General features: G+C 75.9%; 22 protein-coding genes. 4 read left to right on the forward strand and 18 right to left on the reverse strand.

Features of this window, described 5'->3' with window-relative positions:
- Positions 1-5: 5 nt before the first annotated feature.
- From IEW03_RS18040 to dut, 4 genes are all read right to left on the reverse strand, one after another.
- The gene (locus IEW03_RS18040) at positions 6-869 is read right to left on the reverse strand and encodes a DUF3159 domain-containing protein (RefSeq protein ID WP_229738416.1); all 864 of its coding nucleotides are present in this window, start codon (positions 867-869) and stop codon (positions 6-8) included.
- Positions 866-1,234, reverse strand: coding sequence for an OB-fold nucleic acid binding domain-containing protein (locus IEW03_RS18045; protein ID WP_188525092.1), 369 nt, complete (start codon positions 1,232-1,234; stop codon positions 866-868). The genes IEW03_RS18040 and IEW03_RS18045 overlap by 4 nt, the downstream gene beginning before the upstream one ends.
- Before the next feature lie 13 nt (positions 1,235-1,247).
- A complete protein-coding gene (locus IEW03_RS18050; protein ID WP_188525093.1) occupies positions 1,248-2,015 on the reverse strand; it encodes a DUF3710 domain-containing protein in 768 nt (255 codons plus the stop codon).
- A 149-nt stretch (positions 2,016-2,164) separates the two neighbouring features.
- A complete protein-coding gene (gene dut / locus IEW03_RS18055; RefSeq protein WP_188525094.1) occupies positions 2,165-2,653 on the reverse strand; it encodes a dUTP diphosphatase in 489 nt (162 codons plus the stop codon).
- A gap of 65 nt (positions 2,654-2,718) precedes the next feature.
- On the opposite strand from dut, the gene IEW03_RS18060 reads away from it, so the two are divergent.
- Positions 2,719-3,258: a DUF3093 domain-containing protein gene (locus tag IEW03_RS18060; RefSeq protein WP_188525095.1), complete on the forward strand. Its 540-nt coding sequence runs from the start codon at positions 2,719-2,721 to the stop codon at positions 3,256-3,258.
- Positions 3,259-3,309: 51 nt separating this feature from the next.
- Here IEW03_RS18060 and IEW03_RS18065 read toward each other — a convergent pair whose 3' ends face one another.
- Positions 3,310-3,609 (reverse strand): DUF4193 domain-containing protein, encoded by a 300-nt coding sequence (locus IEW03_RS18065; RefSeq protein WP_188525096.1) that lies wholly within the window; start codon positions 3,607-3,609, stop codon positions 3,310-3,312.
- A gap of 266 nt (positions 3,610-3,875) precedes the next feature.
- Entirely contained in the window at positions 3,876-4,703 is an 828-nt protein-coding gene (locus IEW03_RS18070; protein ID WP_188525125.1) for an inositol monophosphatase family protein, read from the reverse strand.
- Positions 4,704-5,012: 309 nt separating this feature from the next.
- On the opposite strand from IEW03_RS18070, the gene sepH reads away from it, so the two are divergent.
- Positions 5,013-6,290, forward strand: a complete 1,278-nt coding sequence (gene sepH, locus IEW03_RS18075) for a septation protein SepH (protein WP_188525097.1) — start codon at positions 5,013-5,015, stop codon at positions 6,288-6,290.
- A gap of 50 nt (positions 6,291-6,340) precedes the next feature.
- On the opposite strand, the gene IEW03_RS18080 is transcribed toward sepH, so the two are convergent.
- The 8 genes from IEW03_RS18080 to IEW03_RS18115 all read right to left on the reverse strand — a co-directional run bounded on the left by IEW03_RS18080 (position 6,341) and on the right by IEW03_RS18115 (position 16,179).
- Positions 6,341-6,988 carry a thymidine kinase gene (locus IEW03_RS18080; protein WP_188525098.1) on the reverse strand — a complete coding sequence of 216 codons (648 nt, stop codon included), beginning with the start codon at positions 6,986-6,988 and terminating at the stop codon, positions 6,341-6,343.
- 27 nt (positions 6,989-7,015) lie between these two features.
- Positions 7,016-7,663: a DinB family protein gene (locus IEW03_RS18085; RefSeq protein WP_229738417.1), complete on the reverse strand. Its 648-nt coding sequence runs from the start codon at positions 7,661-7,663 to the stop codon at positions 7,016-7,018.
- A gap of 71 nt (positions 7,664-7,734) precedes the next feature.
- Positions 7,735-8,955 (reverse strand): alkaline phosphatase family protein, encoded by a 1,221-nt coding sequence (locus tag IEW03_RS18090; protein WP_188525099.1) that lies wholly within the window; start codon positions 8,953-8,955, stop codon positions 7,735-7,737.
- Positions 8,952-9,548 (reverse strand): DUF5998 family protein, encoded by a 597-nt coding sequence (locus IEW03_RS18095; protein WP_188525100.1) that lies wholly within the window; start codon positions 9,546-9,548, stop codon positions 8,952-8,954. The genes IEW03_RS18090 and IEW03_RS18095 overlap by 4 nt, the downstream gene beginning before the upstream one ends.
- 60 nt (positions 9,549-9,608) lie before the next feature.
- Positions 9,609-12,428, reverse strand: a complete 2,820-nt coding sequence (locus IEW03_RS18100; protein ID WP_188525101.1) for a GNAT family N-acetyltransferase — start codon at positions 12,426-12,428, stop codon at positions 9,609-9,611.
- Positions 12,429-12,501: 73 nt separating this feature from the next.
- The gene (locus IEW03_RS18105) at positions 12,502-13,266 is read right to left on the reverse strand and encodes an ABC transporter ATP-binding protein (protein WP_188525102.1); all 765 of its coding nucleotides are present in this window, start codon (positions 13,264-13,266) and stop codon (positions 12,502-12,504) included.
- A 59-nt stretch (positions 13,267-13,325) separates the two neighbouring features.
- Positions 13,326-15,731, reverse strand: coding sequence for an FtsX-like permease family protein (locus IEW03_RS18110; protein ID WP_188525103.1), 2,406 nt, complete (start codon positions 15,729-15,731; stop codon positions 13,326-13,328).
- A gap of 118 nt (positions 15,732-15,849) precedes the next feature.
- A complete protein-coding gene (locus IEW03_RS18115; protein ID WP_188525104.1) occupies positions 15,850-16,179 on the reverse strand; it encodes a hypothetical protein in 330 nt (109 codons plus the stop codon).
- 523 nt (positions 16,180-16,702) lie between these two features.
- Here IEW03_RS18115 and IEW03_RS18120 point away from each other — a divergent pair.
- Positions 16,703-19,183 (forward strand): DNA gyrase/topoisomerase IV subunit A, encoded by a 2,481-nt coding sequence (locus IEW03_RS18120; RefSeq protein WP_188525105.1) that lies wholly within the window; start codon positions 16,703-16,705, stop codon positions 19,181-19,183.
- Between the two features lie 35 nt (positions 19,184-19,218).
- On the opposite strand, the gene IEW03_RS18125 is transcribed toward IEW03_RS18120, so the two are convergent.
- A complete protein-coding gene (locus IEW03_RS18125; RefSeq protein WP_188525106.1) occupies positions 19,219-19,923 on the reverse strand; it encodes an alpha/beta fold hydrolase in 705 nt (234 codons plus the stop codon).
- 51 nt (positions 19,924-19,974) lie between these two features.
- Between IEW03_RS18125 and IEW03_RS18130 the strand changes: the two genes are divergently transcribed.
- Positions 19,975-20,430 (forward strand): GNAT family N-acetyltransferase, encoded by a 456-nt coding sequence (locus tag IEW03_RS18130; protein WP_188525107.1) that lies wholly within the window; start codon positions 19,975-19,977, stop codon positions 20,428-20,430.
- Between the two features lie 45 nt (positions 20,431-20,475).
- On the opposite strand, the gene IEW03_RS18135 is transcribed toward IEW03_RS18130, so the two are convergent.
- The 3 genes from IEW03_RS18135 to IEW03_RS18145 all read right to left on the reverse strand — a co-directional run bounded on the left by IEW03_RS18135 (position 20,476) and on the right by IEW03_RS18145 (position 23,360).
- Positions 20,476-21,201 carry a lysoplasmalogenase gene (locus IEW03_RS18135; protein WP_229738418.1) on the reverse strand — a complete coding sequence of 242 codons (726 nt, stop codon included), beginning with the start codon at positions 21,199-21,201 and terminating at the stop codon, positions 20,476-20,478.
- Between the two features lie 76 nt (positions 21,202-21,277).
- The gene (locus IEW03_RS18140) at positions 21,278-22,144 is read right to left on the reverse strand and encodes a lysoplasmalogenase family protein (protein ID WP_188525108.1); all 867 of its coding nucleotides are present in this window, start codon (positions 22,142-22,144) and stop codon (positions 21,278-21,280) included.
- A gap of 85 nt (positions 22,145-22,229) precedes the next feature.
- Positions 22,230-23,360, reverse strand: coding sequence for a GNAT family N-acetyltransferase (locus IEW03_RS18145; protein ID WP_229738419.1), 1,131 nt, complete (start codon positions 23,358-23,360; stop codon positions 22,230-22,232).
- Positions 23,361-23,402 lie beyond the last annotated feature (42 nt).

Consider the following 23,402-nt stretch of genomic DNA (forward strand, 5'->3'; position numbering starts at 1 on the left):
GGGGCTCAGCGATCGGGGTCGGTGGCCTCCAGCGCCGGGCGCGCGCCGGCCGCGCCGTCGTCGGCGGGCTCGTCGGGGCTGGCGGGGGCACCGTCGTGCGCGCCCCGGACCACGGCCCAGGTGAGCCACAGGACCAGTCCCCACAGCGGCACTCCCAGGACCAGGTGCGCCGTGCCCAGCCAGCCGATGTCCCCGGCGAAGTAGAGCGGCACCTTCACCGCGAGCCGGATCCCGAAGAGCCCGGCCCAGAACCACGTCGCCAGGGTGTACCGGCGCACGAGGTCGGGGTCGCGACGCCAGGCGACCAGGCCCGCGAACGGGCTCGGTCCCGCGTCGTCCCCGGTGGTGCCCGGTTCCGTGGTGCCCGGTTCCGTGGTGCCCGGTTCCGTGCTGCCCTGCTCCGTGCTCGCGGACGCCGGGCGGCCCGCCTGCTCGGCGAAGCCGGTCCGCAGCGCCTCGACGACGAGCCCGACCAGCGGCCACCGCGCGACGAGCGACACCAGGATGACCGCGAGGTAGATCGCGTTGGTCCACAGCCCCCACGCGTAGAAGTTCTGCGCCTCCCCCGAGCGCCAGGCCCAGAACACGCCGACGCCGATGCCCAGCAGCCCGCCGAGCGCCTGCGTCACCGGGGTGCGCTGCGCGAGCCGTACGGCCAGCGCCACCAGCGCCGCGCCCACGGAGGCGACGAGCGACCAGGTGAGGTCGGACGTGACCACGAAGACGACGACGAACAGCAGACCCGGCAGCACGGCCTCCACGACGCCGCGCACGCCGCCCACGGCCGCGCCCAGGGAGAACGACTCGGCGGTGACCGCCCGCACGCCCTGCCCGGAGCGGCCGGGGGCGTCGCCTGCCGGGCGGCTCACTCGGCGCCCTTCGCGCGCAGCTCGTAGCGGGGGTTGAACATGGTGCGCCGACCGTCGACGTCGCACACCAGGCCCTCGACCCGGATGCGGCGGCCGGGCTCCACGCCCGCGATGGTGCGTCGGCCCAGCCACACGAGGTCGAGCGCGCCGGAGCCGTCGTACAGCTCGGCCTCCACGGTCGGCGTGCCCTCGCGGGGCCGCAGGACGACGGACCTCAGGACGCCCGCGACGCTCGCGCGCCTGCGGTCGCCCAGCTCGGACACCGGGACGCAGCCACGGTTGCCGGCCGCCTCGTGGCGCTCCTCGTCGGCCGCCACCTCGTCGGCGGAGGCGAGGGCACGCCGGACGGCGGTACGCAGGGACATCGGTGCTCCCGACTCAGCGGATCTCGGTGATCTCCGGCCCGCGCTCGAGCGGGTCGAAGGAGGGCGCGGCGGGAGCCGCGCCCTCGGGGCCGCCGGCCTCGGCGCGGGCGGCGTCCGGGCCGCCCGGCCGTGCCTTGGCGGGCATGGTGAGGGTGAGCAGGTCGCGCGGCGGGCGCGGGTTGGCGTCGCGCACGACCACCACGTTGGCGAACACGGACTCCAGCGCCTTGGCGGCCTCCGCGTCCACGGCGGCACGGCCCGAGATCACCCCGCGCAGGAACCACCGCGGGCCGTCGACACCGACGAACCTCGCCGGTCGCACGGCCGGCGCGCCGTCGGGGCCGGTCGCGGGGATGCGGGCGATGAGCTCGCGCCCGAACGTGCCCGGGACGTCGTCGACCGTGCCGCCCTGGCGGGTGATCGAGCCGGCGATCTCGGTGCGCACCTCGTCCCAGATGCCCTCCGAGCGGGGCGCGGCGAACGCCTGCACCTGCAGCCCGGAGCCTCCGAGGGTGGCGGAGACGCCGGTGACCTTCTGCGTCTTCTTGTCGATCTCCATGCGCAGCTCGAGCCCCGGGAGCACGGGCAGCCAGATGGCGCCCAGGTCCACGCGGGGACCCATGCTGGTCACCTGCTTCGCGTCGAAGGGCCCGCGCTCGGGTCGCTCGGCCGCGCCGTCGGCCGTGGTGGCGACGTCGCCGCCCGCCGGCTCCTCGACGGGCGCGGTCGCCCGGGCGTCGTCAGCCGCCTTCTTCGACGCGTTGCGCCGGAACAGCCCCACGGAGGGCCTCCTTCGTCTCGATCGTGCACTCGTGGCGGCGCCCGGGACCGGGCACACCTCTTGTCTCCACACTAGACCCGCTGCGGGGCCGTGCCGCCTCCCGCCGACGCCCGTCGGCGGGCCGCCGGCGACCGCCCCGCGACGAGGGCTCAGCCCTGCGCCCAGCCTCCGCTGGACCCGAACCCGCCCGACCCGCGGTGCGACCCGGGCAGCGACGTGGCCGCGAGGAAGCGCGCCCGCTCGACCCGCTGCACGACCAGCTGCGCCACCCGGTCCCCGCGGCGCAGGGTCACCGGGTTCTCGGTGTCGGTGTTCAGCAGCACGACCTTGATCTCCCCGCGGTAGCCGGCGTCGATCGTGCCGGGCGCGTTGACGACCGTCAGCCCGTGCTTGGCCGCCAGGCCGGAGCGCGGGTGCACGAAGGCCGCGTACCCGTCGGGCAGCGCGATCGCGACGCCGGTGGGGACGGTGCGCCGGCCCTGCGGCGGGATCTCGACGTCGACGGTGGTCACCAGGTCCGCCCCGGCGTCGCCGGGGTGGGCGTAGGACGGCGGCTCGATGCCGTCGTCCAGGACGGTGACGAGCACGTCCACGGTGCTGCCGGAGTGGGTCACGGGCTGGCTCGCGGTGTCAGGCACCCCGGCAGCGTAGCCGACGGCCGGGGCCTGCGCCGGACCCTCCGGGCGGCTGGGATGATGGGTCCATGAGCACGCCGCGCCCCCCGCAGCCGACCCCCGCCGACGACACGAGCCACCCGGTCGCCCCCGCCTTCCGGGAGCGGCTGGTGCCCGGTCCGGCGGCGTGGTGCGGCGCGGCGGGGCTCGGGGTCATCGTGGGCGTCACGCTGTGGCCGCTGGCCCACCAGGCGGCCTTCGCGTTCGGGCTCGTCGCGGCCGTCGCGACGCTGGTGGCCCTCATCGCGACGGCGCCGGTGGTCGAGGTGTCGGACGGCGCCCTGCGCGCCGGCCGGGCGCGCGTCCCGCTCGACGTGCTCGGCGAGGTCACGCCGATGGCCAGCCCGGCCGAGATGCGCACCGCCCTCGGCCCGGCGCTCGACGCCCGCGCGTACGTGTGCCTGCGTGCCTGGGCACGCACCGGCGTTCAGGTCGAGCTGCACGACCCGCTCGACCCCACCCCCTACTGGCTGGTGTCGACGCGTCGCCCCGCCGAGCTCGCGGCGGCCCTGCGGCGCGGCGAGGCACAGGCCGGTGGGACGACGAAGGCCGTCACGCCGGAGACGTGACGGCCTGGTACGCCGTCCCGCGGGTGCCGCGGGTGGGGTCGACGGGTGCGCTCAGGCGGCGCACTCCGTGCAGACCATCTGGCCCTTCTTCTGGTAGGCCAGCTGGCTGCGGTGGTGGACGAGGAAGCAGCTCGTGCAGGTGAACTCGTCGGCCTGCCGGGGCAGCACGCGCACCGCGAGCTCCTCGCCGGACAGGTCGGCGCCCGGGAGCTCGAAGCCTTCCGCGGCCTCGGTCTCGTCCTCGTCGACGACCCCCGACGACTTGTCGGAACGACGCGCCTGGAGCTCCTGGATCGAGTCCTGCTCCACATCCTCGTCGGTCTTGCGGGGGGCGTCGTAGTCGGTTGCCATCGGTGTGGTCACGCTCCGTGGTGTCGTGGTCGGTACGCGCTACTAATGCTTGGCGACCAGGTTTTGTTCCCGGTCGGCCCACGGATTCTGCACCATTTCCCTCAGGTACGCGACATGTTCTGCTGTCAGGCCCGTCACACTCCCCTGACCTGCGCAGATGCCGCCTGGAAGCGTGCGTCGTCGACCATTTCCGCGGGAGTGCTGACGCAGTTTCACCCAGGGCGAATCGCGCCAACGGTGTTGCGGCGCCGCACGCCACGAATCGCTCAGTCCGTGAACGTTTCTTCCACCGTGTCGGCACCGGCGTCCTCGAGCAGCCGCACGAGGTCACCCTGGACCGGCGCGGGGCCCGCGACCGTCATCGCGGTGCCCGCCGGAGCGCCGCGCAGGCCGGTGACCACAGCGCCCGCCTCGGTGGCCACCAGGGCGCCGGCGGCGAGGTCCCACGGGTTGAGGCCGCGCTCGTAGTAGAGGTCGAGGGCACCCTCCCCCACGAGGCACAGGTCGATGGCCGCGGCGCCCAGCCGGCGGATGTCGCGCACCCGCGGCAGCACCTGCGTCAGGACGCGCGCCTGGCCGGCGCGGCGGGCGGGCGAGTAGCCGAAGCCCGTGCCGACCAGCGACGTGGCGAGGCTCGCCGGGGAGCCGGCCCGCACGGGCCGCCCGTCGCGCTCGGCGCCGCCGCCGCTGGCCGCGGTCCACGTGCGCCCGTCGACCACGGAGTGCACGCATCCGGCGAGGGCCGTCCAGCGCGCGGGGTCCGGCGGGCCGGCGACGACGGCGACGGAGACCGCGAACGACGCGACGCCGTACAGGTAGTTCACGGTGCCGTCGATGGGGTCCAGCACCCAGGTCAGGCCCGAGGTGCCCGGGACGTCGTCGCCCTCCTCGCCCAGGATCGCGTCGTCGGGGCGCTCGGCGGCGATGCGGGCCCGGAGCAGCTCCTCCGAGGCGCGGTCCATGGCCGTCACGGGGTCGACCTCGCTCGACTTCGTGGCCGCCACCACGACGCGCTCGGGGCTCTGCTCGCGCACGAGCGCCCCTGCCTCGAGGGCGAGCCGGCGCGCCAGCTCGCGCAGCGTCTCGACGTCCACCCCGGCGGGGGCGCCGTCGAGGGCGGGCGCGGGCCCGCCGTCCTGGCCGGCGCGGCGGCCGTCGCGCCGGTCGTCGCGCTGGTCGTCGAGGGCGTCGGGCACGGCGGGCTCAGGCTGGTCGCTCACGGTGCCATCCTGCCTCACCCCGGCGCCGGGCGGCCGGGCGGACCGGCCCAATCGGCGGCACACCGACGCGCCTGCGCTGCGGTACCGCGCGCGGGTGGCACTCTCGATCTGGCGGCACCGCTGCCGCGGACCGGTTCGAGTCAGGTCGACGGCGTCCGCGGGTGCGACCCAGAGGGAGGAAGCATGGCCGAGCTCGAGCTCGCGAGACTGCACGAGGACGGTGAGCACCTGGTCCTGCGCGCGCCCGACGGCGCGGAGCACATGCTGCCGATCACGGAGGCGCTGCGTGCTGCCGTGCGGCGGGACCGGCCGCGCGCCGAGGCGCTCCAGGCCCAGGCGGCCATGCGCCCGCGCGACGTGCAGGCGCGGTTGCGCGCGGGCGCCAGCGTCGAGGAGCTGGCGGCCGAGTCCGGGCTGCCCGAGGACCACGTGCGCCGTTACGAGTGGCCGGTGGTGGCCGAGCGCGACCACGTGGTCAGCCAGGTGCGCGGCCACCGGCTGGCGGGCGACGGCGAGCCCGTGACGCTCGGCGAGGTCGCCGACACCCGGCTCGTCGCGCGCGGCGTCGGCAAGGACGAGGCCCGCTGGTCCGCCCGGCGCGACGGCTCGGCGCCGTGGGTCGTCGAGGTCCGGTTCTGGGCCGGCGACCGGGACCGCTCGGCACGCTGGACGTACGACCCCAAGGCGCGCGTCGTCACCCCGCTCGACGACGAGGCCCGCTGGCTCGGTCAGCCGGACGACCCCGTGTCGCCGGAGATGCTCGGGGTGCCGTCGGTGCTCGGCCGCTCCGGGGGCTCGCCCCGCACCGCCGCCGACCCGCACCAGGACGCCACCGCGCTCCTCCTGGACGACCTCGCCGGCCGGCGCGGCCAGCGCACGGGGACGCGCGGGCGCCGCTCCGACGGCGCGGCCGACGCGGCCCGCACCTCCGGCGCCCCGTCGGAGGGTGCCCGCCCGCTGCCCGAGCCCCTCCCCCTGGGTCTGGTCCCGGCACCCGCTCAGGCGCGCCCGCCCGTCCCGACCTCCGCCCACCAGGACCACGACGGAGCCCACGAGAAGCGGCGCGACGAGCGCGACGAGCGTCACGAGGACGGCCACGGCGACGACCGGCCGGCCGAGGGCCCCGCCGCGACGGCCAGCGTCGTCGACCTGGGTTCCCGGCGCGCCGGGAACCGGGCACCCGACGGGCGCGCCGGACACCCGTCCGGCAGCCGCCGATCGCCGGACGCCTCCGCGCCCCCTGCGCCCTCTGCGACCCCTGCAGCGTCGGCGTCTTCGACGGGCGACGTCGCCGACGCCGAGGTCCCCGCGCCCAGCACGCCGCCGTCCGGCGCCCCGGGGCCGCAGCCGTCGGCGCCGCCCGCCGGCAAGACCACCGGCCGGCGACCCGGCCGCAAGGGGCGCCCGCAGGTGCCGAGCTGGGACGAGATCGTCTTCGGCGGCGGCCGCCCGTCGTCCTGACCGACCGGCCCCCTCCCTGACCGGCCGCCCGCCCGCCCGCCCTCAGGACGTCACAGGTCGAGCACCGGGTCCCCCGCCGACCGGCGGCGCGCGACGTCCGACGTCATCCGCCGCATGTGGTGACGGCGGCAGAGCACCTCGTACGCCACCTGCGCGCCGTCAGGGGTGCCGGCCACGTCCCCGACGACCACCTGCTCGCCCTCGACGACCATGATGCCGTCCACGGTGCGGGCGTTGTGCGTGGCCCGGGCGCCGCACCAGCACAGCGACCGCACCTGCAGCTCCTCCACGCGGTCGGCCAGCTCGATGAGCCGCGCCGCCCCGGGGAACAGCCGGGTGCGGAAGTCGGTGGTGATCCCGAAGGCGAACACGTCGATCTCGACCTCGTCCACCAGGCGGGCGAGCTGCTCCACCTGCGCGGGCGAGTAGAACTGCGCCTCGTCGCACACGAGGTAGTCGACGAGGCGGCCCGACTGGCGCTCGGTGGCCACCACCTCCCACAGGTCGGTGGAGTCGGTGACCTCCCGCGCGTCCACCTCCAGGCCGAGCCGCGACGACAGCCGGGACGTCCCTGCCCTGTCGTCCCGCGTGAAGATCAGCCCCGTGCGCCCCCGGGCCGCGTGGTTGTGGTCGGTCTGCAGCGCCAGCGTCGACTTGCCGCTGTCCATGGTCCCGGAGAAGAAGACGAGCTCGGCCATGGGCGGAATCCTGTCAGACGCCGGGCACTACTGGCCCACGCGCCCGTCGATGCACTCGCGCAGCAGGTCGGCGTGGCCGCAGTGCCGGGCGTACTCCTCGACGTGGCTCAGCAGGAGCTCCCGCAGCTGGATCTCGCCGCCCGGGGTCGCCCCGAGGTCGGAGTGCCCGGCGTTCGTGGCCCCGAGGTCGTCGATCGACGCGACCATCCGGTCGGTGGCGGCCATCTCCGCGCGCCAGCGGTCGAAGGCGTCCGCCACGACGGCAGGGTCGGCGACGGCGCCGTCCCAGTCGGCGTCCCGGTCGGCCTCGGTGCGGTACAGCCAGGGGGCGTCCTCGCCGGTCATGATCCGGCGGACGTGCCGCTCGTCCTCGGTGAGGTGCCGCACCAGGCCGAGCAGGGACATGGTGGACGGCGGCACGGACCGGCGGGCGAGCTGCTCGGCGTCCAGTCCGGCGCACTTCATCTCGACCGTCAGCCGGTACGACCGCAGCGAGTCCAGCAGGAGGGCGCGCTCGTCGACGACGCCCTCGACTCCGTCCTCACCGTCGGCACCGCCGCGCTCGCGCGGGTCGTCGTCCGGGTCCACCCACATGTCGGGGTAGACCGTCGCCTGGGTCCACCGCTCGCCGGGCCGGGTCGACCGCTCGCCCGGCGTGCTCTCCTCGCGCTCCATGCCAGGAGCGTCGCACCCGGCGCCCGTCGTCGCCACGGGATTCGGGCGGCGGGCCGGACGGGCCGGTGCGCCTACGCCTGCGCGACGAGCAGCGGCACGACCATCTCCGCGGGCGTCAGCGAGCCGTGGACGCCGGGCATCTCCCGGGCGCCCGACGGGTGCAGCCGCGAGTCCACGACGGTCGCCGCGCCGCGCGCCGCGACCAGCACGTCCCCGACCGCGGGCAGCACGTGCTCGGCGACCGGGCCCAGCCAGCCGTCCGCGACCGCCTCGTCGCGCAGCACGACGAGCGCGTCGTCGCCGAGCACGCCCGCCCAGCGCCCGGCGACGTCGCGGGGGTCGGCCCCGTCCTGGACGTACACGTGCGTCGCGCGCGGCTCGCCGCCGAGCAGCGCGACGCCGCGCGCGAGCTCCGGGCTGGTGGCGACGTCGTGCTGGCGGTACCGGTCCGCCGCGACCTGGCCGTGGTCCGCCGTCACCACCACGAGGGTGCCGCGCGGCACGGACCGCACCAGCCGGCGCAGCTCGGCGTCCGCAGCCTCCAGCGCGTCGCCCCACTGCCACGAGTCGGGCCCGTCGTGGTGCCCGACCTTGTCGACCGTGCCGTGGTAGAGGTACACGAGGCCGGGGTCCCGCAGCGCCCGGACCGCGGCGTCCACCTGGTCCGCGAGGGACTCGGCCGGCACGTACCGCGGCCCGCGCAGGGCGGCGCGGGTCATCCCGGAGCCGTCGAACTTGGCCGGCCCCGGCGCGGTCACGCGCACCCCCGCCGCCGCGACGGTCTCCAGGACCGTGGGCTCGCGCTGCAGGTCGCGGGGGTCCTGGCGCACGGGCGCGGAGAGCTTCGGCCCCGGCCGGTACGGGTCGGACTGCTCGCTCCACGAGATCGTCGTGATCAGCCCGCCCGTCGCCGCGTTGCGCTGGGTGTACCCGAGCAGCCCGGTGCGCCCGGGGGACGTCCCGGTGCCGAGCGTGGCGAGGGCGGCGGCCGTCGTCGACGGGAAGCTCGACAGCAGCGAGCGCCCGTCGGCCAGCAGGGAGCGCAGGAACGGCGCGTGCCCGCCGCGCTCGGCGAGGTTGTGCAGGCCCAGCCCGTCCACCAGCACCACCACGACGCGGTCGCAGCCCGCCGGCAGGCCGAGGGCGGGCGCGCACTCGGCGCTCACCAGCCCGGTCGAGGTGCGCACGTCCACCCCGAGCGTGCCGGCCACCGCGGGCAGCACGGCCGCGAGCGAGCCGGTCCCGTACGACGGCGCGAGCAGGTCGTCGGGCAGCGTCACGACTGCGGTCATCGGCGCGAGCGCCCGCCCGCCCCGGTCGCGGCGGACAGCGTGCGGGCGAACGCGACCGCACGGCGCACGGCGTCGCGCCCCTCGGCGGCCCCGCTCACGCGCACGACGACGTCGTCGGGCGTCAGCTGGCCCGTCAGGCCGTGGTCGGCCTCGCAGCTCGGGTCGGGGCACTGCGCGGGCTCGAGGTCGATGCGCGCCACGGCGCCCCACCCGATGGCGAGCGTCAGCTCGGAGGCGCTGTCCCCCCGGTGGTGCTGCGCGGGCTCGTCGACGACGTGCGTGAGGGCCACCGACCGCACCTCCCCCAGCGGGACGGCCTCGGTGGTCGCGGCCGCCGACGACGGGTGGGCGGCGTCGCCCTCGTGGTCGTCGACATGGGCGGCGACGAACCGGGTCGGCGTCAGGGCGAGGACGGTGAGGTGACGGCGCACCGCGTCGTCGAACGTCGTCTCCGCCTGCACGAGGTGGGCGACCACCGGCTCGTCCGCCAGGGCGACGTCGAGGACGTCGTCGACCAGCTCGGGGTAGTACCCGGCCCGGCGCACGTCGGTGGAGAGTTCGTCGCGGAGGTTCTCGGCTGTCACGTTCGGCACCCGGGCATCATCCCACCCGCCCGCGCCGGGTGACCAGCACGCGTACGTCACCCGGAGGCCTCACCCCGGCAGCGCCCGGCGCAGGGCGTCCGCGCGCTGCTGCGCCGGCCGCAGGCGCACGCTCGCGTGCAGCACGCTCGCCCCCGCCGGGCCCACGACCACGGGGTACAGCTCGAGGGCGGCCAGCTCCGGCAGGTCGTCGGCCATCACCGACACGCGGGCCAGGACGTCCTCCAGCGCGGCCGTGTCCGCGGGCGGGGCCCCGCCGTACCCGAACAGCCGCGGCGCCGCGCGCACCGAGCGCACCATGCCCGCCACGTCCACGTCGGTCAGCGGCGGCACGCCGTGCGCGACGTCGTCCAGCAGGTCCGTGGCGTCGCCGGCCAGGCCGAACGACACCATGGGCCCGAAGAGCAGGTCCTCGGCGGAGCGCACCACGCACGCGACCCCGACCGGCGCCATGCTCTGGACGTCCATGAGCGGGTCCGGGTCGCCGAGCGCGGCGGTGGTGACCTCGCGCATGCGCTCCACGTCCGCGCGCAGCTCGGCGGGGTCGTCGATGTCGAGGCGCACGCCGCCGAGGTCCGCGCGGTGGCGCAGCGCCGCCGACGCGGTCTTGAGCGCCACCGGCCACCCGAGCTCGTCGGCGGCGGCGACGGCCTCGTCCCCCGTGCGCACCCGGCGGGAGCGCCGCAGCTCGAGGCCGTAGCACGCCAGCAGGTCGGCGACCTGGTCCTGGTCCAGCTCGCGGCCGCGCCGCCCGCCGCCGTCGCCCGGCGCGCTCCCGGCGGCCAGCCAGCCCTCGACGAGCCGGCGCGCCCTGCGGGAGTCGACGCCGTCGGGACGCACGTGCGTGCCGTGCTCCTCCGTGCGCCACCGGGCGTACGTCACGACCTTCGCCAGCGCGGCCACCGCGTCCTCGGGCGTGGAGAAGGCGGGGATCCGCACCGGCGTGCCGTCGGGCGCGGTCGCCGCCAGCTCGTCGGGCAGCCCGCTGAGGCCGAGCATGGACGCGACCGTCGTGCGGCCGGTGCGCGCCGCCGCCTCCGCGACGGCCCGGGCCACGGCGCCGGTGCGCGGCACGACCACGGGCACGTCGACCGCGACGACCACGTCGCACGAGCCGGGGGCGTACAGCGCGTCCACCACCCGGGTGATCTCGTCGTCCGACACGTCGGGCGGCAGGAAGTCGGAGGACGCGGCGACGACGAGCCCCGCGGCGGCCGCCGCCTCCGCGACCAGGGCCGCGAGCGCGGCGGACGACGCGAGCACCCCGACCCGGCCTCCCGCGGGCAGGGGCTGGTGGGCCAGCACCTGCGCCACGTCCATGAGCTGGTGGGTGTTCTCGGCGCGGATCACGCCCGACTGGCGGATCATCTCGTCGAGCAGCCGGCGCGGGGCGTGCGTGGCGCGCACGGCGTGCCCCGGCGGCACGACCTGGCCCGAGCGCCCGGCGATGACGACCACCACCGGCTTGACGGCCGCGAGCCGCCGCGCCACCCGGGAGAACTTGCGCGGGTTGCCGATCGACTCGAGGTAGAGGCACACGACGGCGGTACGGGGGTCCTCCTGCCAGTACTGCATGAGGTCGTTGCCCGACACGTCGGCCCGGTGCCCGGAGGACACGAGGGCCGAGACGCCCAGCCCGCGGCGCTGGAGGGTCGCGGTGAGCGTGACGGCGGCGGGCGCGGACTGGCAGAACAGGCCGACGACGCCGGGGCGCGGCGGGTGCGCCGCCAGGCTGGCGTGCAGGCGCGCGCCGGGCGTGGTGGTGAGCAGCCCGAACGACGCAGGCCCTACGACGCGCATCCCGGCCGTGTGCGCCGCCCGGACCAGCTCCCGCTGGCGCGCCAGCCCGTCGGGGCCGGTCTCGGCGTACCCCGCCGCGAGGACGACGACGCCGCGGACCCCGTGCCCGCCCAGGCGCCGCACCGCGGCCACGGCGTCGGCCGGGGGCACCGCCAGCATCGCGAGCTGCACGCCTGCCGGCCCGTCGTCCGCCCCGTCCGGGTCCCCCGGCGCGGAGAGCTCCGAGTGCTCGTCCAGCTCGTCCCACGAGGCGAGCGTCCGGACGCCGGCGGGCACCGGCCCCGGGGCCCCGAGCACGACGAGCTCGGTGTCCCCGGGGTCGGCGGCCGCGGCGTCGAGCACGCGCTGGGCCAGGTGGTGCTCGCTCGTCGGCGGCCCGTCGCCCGGGGAGCCGGGGCCGACCAGGAGCACGCGGCGGGCGGAGAGCAGCCCCTGCATGGAGCGGGCCTCGGCCCGGTGCTCGCGGTCGGCCATCACCTCGCGGGACCGCTCGGTGGCCTCGAGGTCGAAGGACACCGTGACGACGCCGTCGTCGAGCTGCTGGGTCAGCGCGTAGCCCGCCTCCCGGAAGACGCCCAGCATGGAGGAGTTCTGCGGCAGCACCTCCGCGGTGAACTGCAGCACACCCCGCTCGCGGGCGGCGGCGGCCACGTGCTCGAGCAGCACGGAGCCGAGCCCCTTGCCCTGCACCGCGTCGGCGATGTTGAAGGCGACCTCGGCCTCGGCCGGGGTGATCCGGTCGTAGCGCGCGACGCCGATGACGTCGTCCCGCGGCGCACCGTCGTCGTCCTCGCCCGGGCGCACGGCCACGAGCGCGACCCGGTCGCGGTGGTCGACGTGGGTGAGCCGGTCCAGCTCCCGCTCGGTGAGGCGCCGCACGGGCGCGAAGAAGCGGAAGTAGGCCGACCGTTCGGACTGCCCGGTCTGGAAGCGCTGGATCGCCTCGGCGTCGTCGGGCCGGATGGGGCGCACGTGCGTGGTCGTCCCGTCGCGCAGCACGACGTCGGCCTCCCACGCGACGGGGTAGGCCGCGGGCGGCGTGGGGTCGGCTGACTCGTCGGCTCCGTCCACGCTGGCAGGCTATCCGGGGCACCTTGCCCGGGGCGACCCGTCCGGGCCGCGACCCGTGGTCCGTCGCCGCACGTCAGAACCCCAGCTTGCGCAGCCACAGCAGCAGCTCGTCCTCGCGCGCCCCCGCCCGCTCGGGGCTCCAGGTCCCCAGGACCCGGGTGTCCACCACCCCGCCGTCACGGAGGTAGACCACCCGGTCGGCCCGAGCGGCGCAGCCGGGGTCGTGCGTCACCATCACGACCGTCGTCCCGCCGGCGTGCACGTGGGTCAGCGCGTCCATGACCTCGGCCGACATGCTGCTGTTCAGCGCGCCCGTCGGCTCGTCGGCGAACACCACCGACGGCTCGCACGCCAGCGCGCGGCAGATCGAGGCACGCTGCAGCTGCCCGCCCGAGACCTGGGTGATGCCGTGGTGGGCCACGTGCGCGATCCCGAACCGCTCCAGGAGCGCGTCGACGCGGGCCACGGCGGCGGCCTTCTCCTTCGGGACCGCCTTGAGGGCGGGCAGGAGCACGTTGTCCCGGACCGTGAGGTTCCGCAGGAAGTACGCCTCCTGGAAGACGAACCCCGTCTCGTGCAGCCGGACCCGGCTCGTCTCCGCGTCGCCCAGGGCCGTGAGGTCCCGCCCCCGCAGGGTGACGGTCCCGCCCGACGGTCGGTCCATCCCGCTGACGGTGTACAGGAGGGTCGACTTGCCCGACCCGGAGGCACCCATCACGACGAGGAACTCGCCCTCGCGCACCGTCAGGTCGATGCCGTCGAGCACCCGGGTCGGCGGGTCGGTGGAGGAGAAGGTCTTGGTCAGGTCCCGCGCTTCCAGGACGGTGTCGTGCGACATGGGTGTTCCTCTCGTGGTCGTCGTCAGGTTCGTCGTGGTCCTCGTCGTGGTGCTCGTCGTCATGAACGCAGCCACGCGCTCGTGTCGGCGCGACGCAGCCGCGCGGTGAGGGCGACCGCCGCGAGGCCGGCGGCGGAGACCAGCAGCAGCGGGTAGGCCAGGTAGACGAGCCACGGGTCCGGGACGAGGTCCAGCCGCGCAAGGCCCAGGTTCGCCGACGCCATGACCCCGCCGACGACCAGCTCCCCCGCCGTCGCGGCGACCAGGAGCCCCAGCGCCGTCCCGAGGGCCGCCGCCGCCAGGGTCTTGGCCCGCACCTGGGCGACGATCTCCCGCCGGGAGAAGCCGACGGCGGACAGGATGCCCCTCGTGCGGCGCTCCCTGGTCAGGCGGAGCTTGAGGAACAGGCTCGTGATGAGCAGCGCGACCCCCACGCCGAAGGCGAGGGACGCCGCCGCGGCGTTCCGCAGGGCGCCGGTCATGGTCGCCATCGTCTGCCGGGTGTACTCCTCGGTCGGGACCACGGCGGCGTCCGGGTAGCGCTCGGCGTACTCCGCCGCGACCGCCGCGGGGTCCGCGCCGGGGGCGGTGCTCGCGTGGATCGCGTAGCCGGCCGCCCCGGTCACGTCCGCCACGGGTGTCGTCGCCGGCATCTTCGCGGTGTCCCCGCCCGAGGTGATGTCCTGGTAGACGCCGCTGACGACGGCCGTGGTCGTCGCGCCGTCCTGGCGCAGGGTCAGCTCGTCCCCAGGCCCGACCCCGAACTTCTGCGCGTTCAGCGTCGACAGCGCGACCTGCCCGGCTGCCGGCAGCTCGCCGTCCAGGAGCTCGATCGTGCCCGCGTGGTCGCCGACGTCGACGCGCAGGGTCGCCCACCCGTCCTCGCTCGGCGACTCGTACAGCACCTCGGCGAAGGCGCGCACGTCGGTCAGCCGGTCGTCGCCGGCCATGTCCGACAGCACGTCGTCGCGCAGCCCGTCGACGTCGTCCGTGAACCTCAGGTCGGCCAGCACGTCGCTGCGCGGCATGCCCATGTTCGTGAGGAAGCGGGGGCTCTCGAGGGTGTTGAGCAAGGACGTCGGGAGCACCACGAGCAGGGTCGCCAGGAGGAACACGACGGGGACCAGCGCCCACTGGCCGGCGTCCGACCTCAGGTCCGCCAGGGCGAGCCGGACGTCGACCTTGCCGGTACGCCCGGCGGCGAGGCCGCCCCGTCGCAGGCGCCGGGCCTGGCGCCGCGCGCGGCGCGCCGTCTGCCGCTCGCCGAGGATGCTGCCGTGCACCAGCGCGTCCACGACCTCGACCTTGCGGACGGCCCGCAGGATGCCGCGGCAGATCGCCACGACGACGACGTAGACGAGAGCCAGCGCGCCCAGCGGCACGAGGACCGTCGTGAGCTCCCACGGCGCCGCCGCGTAGCTCACCTCCATGCGTCGCGTGAGGAGCGTCGTCGCGGCGACGGCGAGCCCGCCGCCCACGACGCACGCGAGCGCCGTCATGACCCGGTACTTCGCCAGGTACAGGCCGGAGATCTCGGCGTCCCGGATGCCGATCGCCTTCATCGCGCCGATCTCGCGCACCTCGTCCTCCAGCGCGCCGCGGATCACGAAGCGCAGGTTGAGCAGCGCGATCGCGACCAGGACCCCGCTGGCGAACATCAGCGCCACGGCCACCAGCCCGTCGCTCAGCGCGTTGATGAGGCGGATCATCGGGTACGTGACCTCCTCGCCGTTCTTCGGCAGCGCCGGGTCCGCCTGGTAGGCCCGCTGGAGCCCGCCCAGGTCGGCCTGGTGGGTCACCCGGTACTCGGCGATGATCTCGGGGGCGCCACCGCCGCCCGCCTCGAGCGCCGCGTGGTCCGCCTCCGAGACCAGGAACCGGGTGGCCGGGGACAGCGACGAGGCCATCTGCGAGTCGCGCACGAACCCCTCGACGCGCAGGGGGACCGCCCCGTCGTCCGTCGTGACCTCGAGCTCGTCGCCGACCCGCAGGTCGAACCGCTGCTGGTACGCGACCGGGACGTAGACCTCGCCCTCGGACGGGCGTGGGACGGCCCCGGACTCGTCGAGCAGGAAGTCGAGCTCGGCGTTCTGCGTCACGAAGAGGTTGTCGACCAGGCTGTCCGCCAGGTCGCCCGCCTCCTGGGTGCCGGGGCGCTGCCAGGCGACGGCGGCACCGTCGAACCCGATCATCTCCTCGACGACCCACGCGTCGATCTCCGGGTGCTCGGCGGCGAACGACTCGAGCGCCGCCCGGTCGTACTCCCCCACGTGCATCTGCAGGAAGTGCGGCGGCTTCGCCTGCTCGAAGAGCCGGTCGATCGACCCGAAGACGCGCTCGACGACCATGGCGCCGGTGGCCATGAGGAAGGCGCTCAGGACCAGGACCACCGCGAGGGCGACGTCGACGCCTGCGTTCTTGCGCAGGTCGCCCGCGGCGTACCGTGCTGCCAGTGAACGGCTCATGCCTCGACGGTGCGCCGCGGCGGCGACGCACGGAATCGGGGACAGCCCGGACGGCGCCCCTGTTCGACCCTGGAGCGCCCCTGACCGGTACGCGCCCTCGGCTCGGGGTCGCGGGGTGTCAGGGTCCGGACGAGCGCGCGCCGGCGACCGATCGGCGCCAGGCCGCCACGGCCATGGCCACGCAGAGGGCGAACCAGAGGTCGAGGCCGACGAACGCGCCCTGCCGGTGCCACCCGTCGGCGGCGACGTACGTCACGAAGAGCGCCACCGGCGCGAGCGCCGTCGCCGTCCACCACCACGCCGAACACCGACCGGCCACGGCGGCGTCCGGAGCGAACCGCGCGGCGTAGGAGGTGGGCGACCCGAACTCCTGCTGCAACGACCGACCCGCGTCAGCGGCGTGCCGCACCGCCTCGTCCACCACGGCCCGCACCCGCGCCTCGGGCACAGGTCGTGAACCAGCTCGGGCACCGTGGTCGGGACGTCCGGCCTGGTCGCTGGCACCCCCTCGGCGCGCCACGCGGCCTGCCGCTCGGTCGCCCACGCGGCGGCGTCGCCGAAGAGCTCGCGGGCCGGCTCCCCGCTCTCCCGCACCACCGGACGAGCCCGGCGAGCGCCTGGCGCGCCAGCGGCCCGCGCACGTCATCCAGCGCGAACCGCACCGCGGCGCTGCGGGGCCAGTCCTCGTCGGCGCCGTCCCCGCGCGCGTCGCGGAACGACGCGGCGACCTCGTCCAGCGTCGGCGGCGTCTCCTCAACGGTCATCAGCGGTCCCCTCCGGTTCGTTCGCGTCCGGTCAGCGTGGAGGTCCGACGGCCCGGCACGGCCTGCCTGCGCCGCCGGCCGCCCGGGTGGCGCTACCCTGCTCTCGAACGCCAGTACGGCAGCCGCCCGGAGCCGCCGACCCTCCTCGGCCGGCGTCGGACCTCCGCAGCACACACGACCACGACCACCGATCAGGAGCCGCACCGCATGGCGCGCAAGACCAGCGCACCCGTCGCCGACGAGCCGTTCGACGAGAAGATCGTCGACATCGACGTCGCGGCGGAGATGGAGTCCTCGTTCCTCGAGTACGCGTACTCCGTCATCTACAGCCGCGCCCTGCCCGACGCACGGGACGGGCTCAAGCCGGTGCACCGGCGGATCCTGTACATGATGGCCGACATGGGCCTGCGGCCCGACCGCGCGCACGTGAAGTCCTCCCGCGTGGTCGGCGAGGTGATGGGCAAGCTCCACCCGCACGGCGACACCGCGATCTACGACGCGCTGGTGCGCCTCGCGCAGGACTTCTCCATGCGTCTGCCGCTGATCGACGGGCACGGGAACTTCGGCTCGCTCGACGACGGCCCGGCCGCGCCCCGGTACACCGAGGCCCGCCTCGCACCGCCGTCGACGGCGATGACCGCCGGTCTCGACGAGGACGTCGTCGACTTCGTCCCCAACTACGACAACAAGCTCACCCAGCCGTCGGTGCTGCCGTCGGCCATCCCGAACCTGCTCGTCAACGGGGCGTCCGGCATCGCCGTCGGCATGGCCACCAACATGGCGCCGCACAACCTCGTCGAGGTCGTCGCGGCCGCGCAGCACCTCATCTCCCACCCCGATGCCACGCTCGACGACCTCACCCGCTTCGTGCCCGGGCCGGACCTGCCCACGGGCGGCAAGATCATCGGCCTCGACGGCGTGCGCGACGCGTACCGCACGGGCCGCGGGTCCTTCCGCACCCGCGCGACGGCCCGCGTGGAGAACGTCACGCCGCGCCGCAAGGGGATCGTCGTCACGGAGCTCCCCTACGGCGTCGGCCCCGAGAAGGTGATCGAGAAGATCGCCGACGGGGTCAAGAGCAAGAAGATCCAGGGCGTCACGAACGTCCAGGACCTCACCGACCGCAGCCACGGCATGCGCCTGGTGATCGAGGTCAAGACCGGCTTCGACCCGGACGCCGTCCTGGAGCAGCTGTACCGCGCCACCCCGTTGGAGGACTCCTTCGGCATGAACAACGTCGCGCTGGTCGACGGCCAGCCGCGCACGCTCGGCCTGCTCGAGCTGCTGCGCGTCTGGGTCGACCACCGCATCGACGTGGTGCGGCGGCGCTCGACCTACCGCCTCGACCGGCGTCGCGAGCGGCTCCACCTCGTCGAGGGCCTGCTGCTGGCGATCGTCGACATCGACGAGGTCATCCAGGTCATCCGCACCTCGGACGACGCGGGGGCGGCCCGCGAGCGCCTCATGGGCGTCTTCGACCTGTCGGAGGCCCAGGCCACCTACATCCTCGACCTGCAGCTGCGCCGGCTGACGAAGTTCTCGCGCATCGAGCTGGAGAAGGAGCAGTCGGAGCTGGAGCGGGAGATCGCCGAGCTCACCGAGATCCTTGCCGACGACGCACGCCTGCGCGGGGTGGTGAGCGCCGAGATGGCCGAGGTCGCGCGGATCTACGGCACGCCGCGCCGCACGGTGCTGCTGGACTCGGCGGGCGGCGCCACCGCGCCCGCCGCGACCAACGGCCGCAGCAAGTCGCCCGCGATCAGCCTGGAGATCGCCGACTCCCCCACCCGGGTGCTGCTGTCGGCGACCGGCCTGCTCGCGCGCACGTCCGGCGAGGAGGCCGACGCCCCGCTGGAGCGGGACGGACGCCGGCACTCGCACGACGCCGTGCGCGGCGACGTCGCGGCGAGCACGCGCGGTCACGTCGGCGTGGTCACCTCGGCGGGCGTGCTGCACCGGGTCTCGGTCCTCGAGCTGCCCTCGCTCCCCCCGACGGGCGGCTCCCCCTCGTTGTCCGGGGGCATCCCGTTCGGCGAGCTGGTCGCGCTGCGCCCGCAGGAGCAGGCCCTCGCCGTGGTCTCGCTGGGCGAGGACGCACCGACCGTGGCGCTCGGCACCGCCCACGGCGTCGTCAAGCGGGTCGCCCCGGGCGACGCCCCGAGCAACCGGGACGAGTGGGACGTCATCTCGCTCAAGGACGGCGACCGCGTCGTGGGCGCCGCCCCCGTGGGCGAGGGCGACGAGCTCGTCTTCGTGGCCTCCGACGCGAGCCTGCTGCACTTCGACGCCTCGGCCGTGCGGCCGCAGGGCCGGGCCGCCGCCGGCATGGCCGGGATCCGCCTCGGGTCGGGGCAGCACGTCGTGTTCTTCGGCGTCGCCCGCGCCGCCACCCGCGACCTGCACACCGTCGTGACGGTGGCGGGCGTGTCCGGTGCCCTGCCGGGCACGGGTGCCGCATCGGCGAAGGTGACGCCGTACGAGCTCTACCCCGGCAAGGGGCGCGGCACCGGCGGCGTCCGGGCGCACCGCTTCCTCAAGGGCGAGGACGGCCTCGTCCTCGCGTGGGTGGGCGAGGGCCCGGCGCGGGCCGTCGGCTCCGGCGGGCAGCCGGTCGAGCTGCCCGAGCCCACCGACCGCCGCGACGGCTCGGGCCAGCCGCTCGCGGCACCCGTCGCCGCGATCGGCTGACGACGTCCGGTCTCCCCGCCCCTGCCCGACCGTGGTTACCCGACCGCCGCCGCGATCGCCTCACCCAGGTCGACCGGCCGGGTGAACATCGGCCAGTGGCCGGTGGGCAGGTCGACGATCTCGTAGTTGCGGTGACGTGCCAGCTCGGCCATGTACGGGTGGCCCTGGGCCATGAGGTCGCGCAGCACGCTCCCGGGCATCTCGCACGCGATCACCGTGGACGGGATGTCCAGCCGGCGGTCGCCGGGGCCGAGCCGGTGCGGCTCGCGGACGGTGCCGGCCGGCTGCGGCAGCGCGCGGGCGCGGAACTGCGCCCGCAGCGCGTCGGTGAGGCCGACCAGGTCCGCCTCCTCCAGCTGGTCCCAGGCGGGCAGGTCGTGGCCCACCACGTCGGCCGGCAGGTCCGCGTCGACCGCATGCCCGTCGGCCATCGGCCCGGAGTCCACGTACACGACGTGCGCCACCCGGTCCGGCCGAGCGTCCGAGGCGGCATAGACCAGACCACCACCGGCGGAGTGCCCCGCGAGCGCCACGGGCGCGGCACCCGGGACCGCGTCGATCGCGGCGACCACGGCGGCGACGTGGTCGGCCAGGTGGACCTCCGAGCGGTCGGCCTCGGCCGACTCCATGCCGGGCAGGGTGAGCGCACGGGGGGTGTGGCCGGCGGCCTCCAGCACGGGCACGACGTCGTCCCATGCCGAGGCGTCCAGCCAGAATCCGGGTACCAGGATGATGTCCATCCCTCGAACCTAGGTGTGGCCACCGACACACCTCTTGCTTGGATGGCGGGCATGCCCGCCCAGCCGACGACCGACATCGACATCGACATCGACTACGAGTTCTCCACCGATCCGGCGCGGATCGACGCCGCGCGCGTGCACACGCTCCTGGCCGAGCACGCGTACTGGGCCGACGGCCGGACCCGCGCGACCCAGGACGCGGCGATGGCCGGGTCCCGGAACTACGCCATGGTCGCGCGCGCCACGGGCGAGCTCGTCGCCTACGCCAGGGTCGTCACCGACGGCGCCACCTTCGCCTGGCTCGCGGACGTCATCGTCGATCCCGAGCACCGCAACCGCGGCCTGGGCACCGCCGTCGTGGCCGGAGCGATCGCGGACCTCGAGCCGCTCGGCCTGAAGCGCGTCCTGCTCAAGGCGTCCGACGACGGTCGCGTCGTCTACGAGCGGCTCGGCTTCCGCCCGCTGGACGACCCCGCCCCGTGGATGGAGCGGCCGCGCCGGTCGTGAGCACCGGTCGTGAGCACCGGTCGTGAGCACCGGTCGTGAGGCGGCTCAGTCGCGGCGCGCGAGCACCCCGGCGACGATCAGCGCCTGCCCGGCGACGTAGGTGAGCATCACCCAGAAGCCGGAGGCCGGCGGCGCGAACCAGTCGGTGAAGGCGCCCAGGCCGATCATCGCGTCCGACACGAGGAAGACCACCCCGCCGATCCCGGCGAGCAGGTGGACGCCCGTCGCCAGCACCGCCATCGTCCCCAGGCAGAGCGCGTAGACGACGACGGCGGCCAGGAGCGGGCCGGGCGCGCCGGGCGCGCACGCCCCGACGATCGCCACCGCGACCAGTCCGTACGCCGCGAGCGCGGCGGGGCGGCGCGCCAGGGACTGGGACCGGTAGGGCCAGAACGCCGCGGCGTACGCGACCTGCGCGACGAGGAACCCGGCGACCATCGCGAGGAAGGCGGCGTCGCCGGTGAAGAAGGCCGGCGCCGTGTCCCCCACCCAGGAGAAGCACAGGGCCACCAGCACCGCCCGCACGAGCCGTGGGCGCGGCGCGGCGCTCGCGCACCACAGCACCGCCGCCAGGAGCGGCATGAGCCCCCACTGGGTGACCCGCGCCAGGTCCGGCGCCTCGGCCACCTGGGCCACGAGGTGGAGCACGGTCAGCATGGCCAGCGCGACGGCCACGCCGCGCGACGTCGGGGTCGGCAGGAGTCGCACGGGCTCCGCCGCGCCCACGGGGGTGGCGGCGCCCGGGGATCCGGGATGAACGGCGTCGGTCACGCCGGGCAGCCTAACGCCCGGCAGCCGTGCCCCCGGAACCCGAACCGCGACCCGACCGAACCAGCCCGGGCCGGCCTCACCCTCGCCGGATCACCCCGAGCACGATGAGCGCCTGCCCGACCGCGTACGGGGCGACGACCAGCAGGTCGTAGGACCCCGCAGGGAGGCCGGCCGCCCACGGGACCCCGGCCGCGCTCAGGCCGAGCAGCCCGTAGGAGACGACCAGCAGCGCGGCACCCGCGGCACTCGCCCGGCCCACGCCCGCGGCGAGCACCGCCGTCGCCACCAGCGGCAGCCCGTAGCCCGCGACCGACAGGACCGTCGCGACCCCTCCCGCGCCCGGGACCGCGGGCAGCACGACGGCAGCGACCGCCCCGACCACCAGCACGTACGCGACGCCGTACACCGCCGGAAGCAGCCGCCTGCGCCCCGCGACCGCGTCCCGGCGGTACGGCCAGAAGGCGACGACGTAGGTCACCTGCGCGCCGGCGAACGACACCGCCGTCGCGACCCACGACCACCGCGGGTCGACGAGCCCGGGCAGCAGGTCGCCCAGCGCCGACAGGACGAGGGCGAGCAGCACGAGGCGCACCGTCCGCGACCGCGGCGCCGACGTCGCGGCCAGGAGCGTGAGCGCGAGCAACGGCATGAGCAGCGACTGGGCCACCTGGGCGACGGGGAAGGTGGGCACCACGACGACGCTCCCCGCGGGGGCCAGGACCAGCGGGCCCGGCAGCAGCCGTGCCGCCAGGTCCACCAGGAGCACCACCACGAAGAGTGCCGCCGCCACCTGGGCGCCGGCGGTGGGCAGCACCTTGCGCCGCCACCAGCGGAACCGGTCGAGGACGCCGCGCGGCGCACCGACGTCGACCACGTCCGGGGGCCCAGCACCGGGAGGCACCGCACCGGCGGGCGCGGCGGCCGGACGGGCGTCGTCGGTCACAGCCGCAGCGTAGCGACGGCTCGGCGGTCCGGCCCTTGTGCCGCGCGTCCCCAGCGGGTGAAGTCCCGTGCCCGGCGCGGGCGCCTCAGAGCTCGATGGTGCGCAGGTGCGACCCGTGGCTCTTGACGTAGCCCAGGCTGGCGTACAGACCGTGCGCGCCGCTCGGGTTCTGCGTGTCGACGTCGAGGCCCGCACGGTGCATGCCGTCCGCCGCGAACGCCCGCATCGCCGCCGCGAGCAGCGCGACCGCGATCCTGCGCCCCCGGTAGGCCCGGCGCACCCCGAGGATCTCGGTGTACCCGAACGGGTAGCCGCGCACCGCGAAGTCCTCCGTGTACCGCGCGGCGACGTGGTAGCCCACGACGAACGGTTCGCCGCGGCGCAGCGCGGCGGCGCTGTCGGCGTCCGTGGCCGGGTCGGCGAGCAGGGCCGCGACGTCCGGGTCGGGATCCACGACGACGAACGACCACTCGGGCGCGAACGTCGACCGGCCCGTGCGCCACTGCTCGCGCGTCATGGGCTGGCTGCCCCAGTGGTCGCGGAAGGCGTCGTTGTGCGCGAGGCGGGCCGGCTCGTCGTGCTCGTCGGCGATCGGCACGAGCCGCAGCCCGCCGTCGAGGGTGACGTCGGGCAGCGGCGCACCGTCGCGCAGGTCGCGCTCGAGCTCGGCGTAGTAGCGCCGCGGGGTGAACCCGGCCCGCTCGTAGAGCCGCAGCGCCGCAGCCGGCTTGTCGTCCTCGACGAAGACGGCGAGCCGCCCGGGCACCTCCTTGCCGGACGCTGCCAACACCTGTCGCGCGCGGGCGACCTGCCAGGCGAAGAGCTCGCGCCCGATGCCGCGCCCGCGCAGCTGCGGGTGCACCGCCCCGAACAGGAAGGCCCGCACGATGCGGGTGTCGCCCGGCATGCTGTCGACGTACCCGTACGCGCGCAGGTCGCCGGCGGCGTCGAAGCCCAGCAGCGAGTCGGTGGCGAGCCGGCGCCACGGCGCGTCGAACAGCTCGGTCACCTCGGCGAGGGTCTCGCGGTACGGCTCGCGGTCGGCCTCGGCGACGGCGTTCTTGAGCGCGAGCAGCGCGGGCGCGTCGGAGCGCTCGGCCGGGCGCCAGGCGAGCCCGCCCGCGGTGACCGCCGGCAGCGTGGCGGGCGGGGCGGCGCGCTCGGCGATCGGCGCGAGCGGGAGCCGCGGGGCCGCGTCGTCGTCGGTGGTGATCACCCGGCCACGCTAGGTCTCACGTGCCGTACGCCGCACCCTCAT

It is taken from the genome of Isoptericola cucumis (assembly GCF_014635665.1).
GTDB lineage: Bacteria > Actinomycetota > Actinomycetes > Actinomycetales > Cellulomonadaceae > Isoptericola > Isoptericola cucumis.

Coding starts and splice junctions, on each gene's coding strand:
- IEW03_RS18045 (WP_188525092.1), bottom strand. CDS start 1,234: ATGTCCCTGCGTACCGCCGTCCGGCGTGCCCTCGCCTCCGCCGACGAG.
- IEW03_RS18060 (WP_188525095.1), top strand. CDS start 2,719: ATGAGCACGCCGCGCCCCCCGCAGCCGACCCCCGCCGACGACACGAGC.
- IEW03_RS18065 (WP_188525096.1), bottom strand. CDS start 3,609: ATGGCAACCGACTACGACGCCCCCCGCAAGACCGACGAGGATGTGGAG.
- sepH (WP_188525097.1), top strand. CDS start 5,013: ATGGCCGAGCTCGAGCTCGCGAGACTGCACGAGGACGGTGAGCACCTG.
- IEW03_RS18080 (WP_188525098.1), bottom strand. CDS start 6,988: ATGGCCGAGCTCGTCTTCTTCTCCGGGACCATGGACAGCGGCAAGTCG.
- IEW03_RS18085 (WP_229738417.1), bottom strand. CDS start 7,663: ATGGAGCGCGAGGAGAGCACGCCGGGCGAGCGGTCGACCCGGCCCGGC.
- IEW03_RS18090 (WP_188525099.1), bottom strand. CDS start 8,955: ATGACCGCAGTCGTGACGCTGCCCGACGACCTGCTCGCGCCGTCGTAC.
- IEW03_RS18105 (WP_188525102.1), bottom strand. CDS start 13,266: ATGTCGCACGACACCGTCCTGGAAGCGCGGGACCTGACCAAGACCTTC.
- IEW03_RS18110 (WP_188525103.1), bottom strand. CDS start 15,731: ATGAGCCGTTCACTGGCAGCACGGTACGCCGCGGGCGACCTGCGCAAG.
- IEW03_RS18120 (WP_188525105.1), top strand. CDS start 16,703: ATGGCGCGCAAGACCAGCGCACCCGTCGCCGACGAGCCGTTCGACGAG.
- IEW03_RS18125 (WP_188525106.1), bottom strand. CDS start 19,923: ATGGACATCATCCTGGTACCCGGATTCTGGCTGGACGCCTCGGCATGG.
- IEW03_RS18130 (WP_188525107.1), top strand. CDS start 19,975: ATGCCCGCCCAGCCGACGACCGACATCGACATCGACATCGACTACGAG.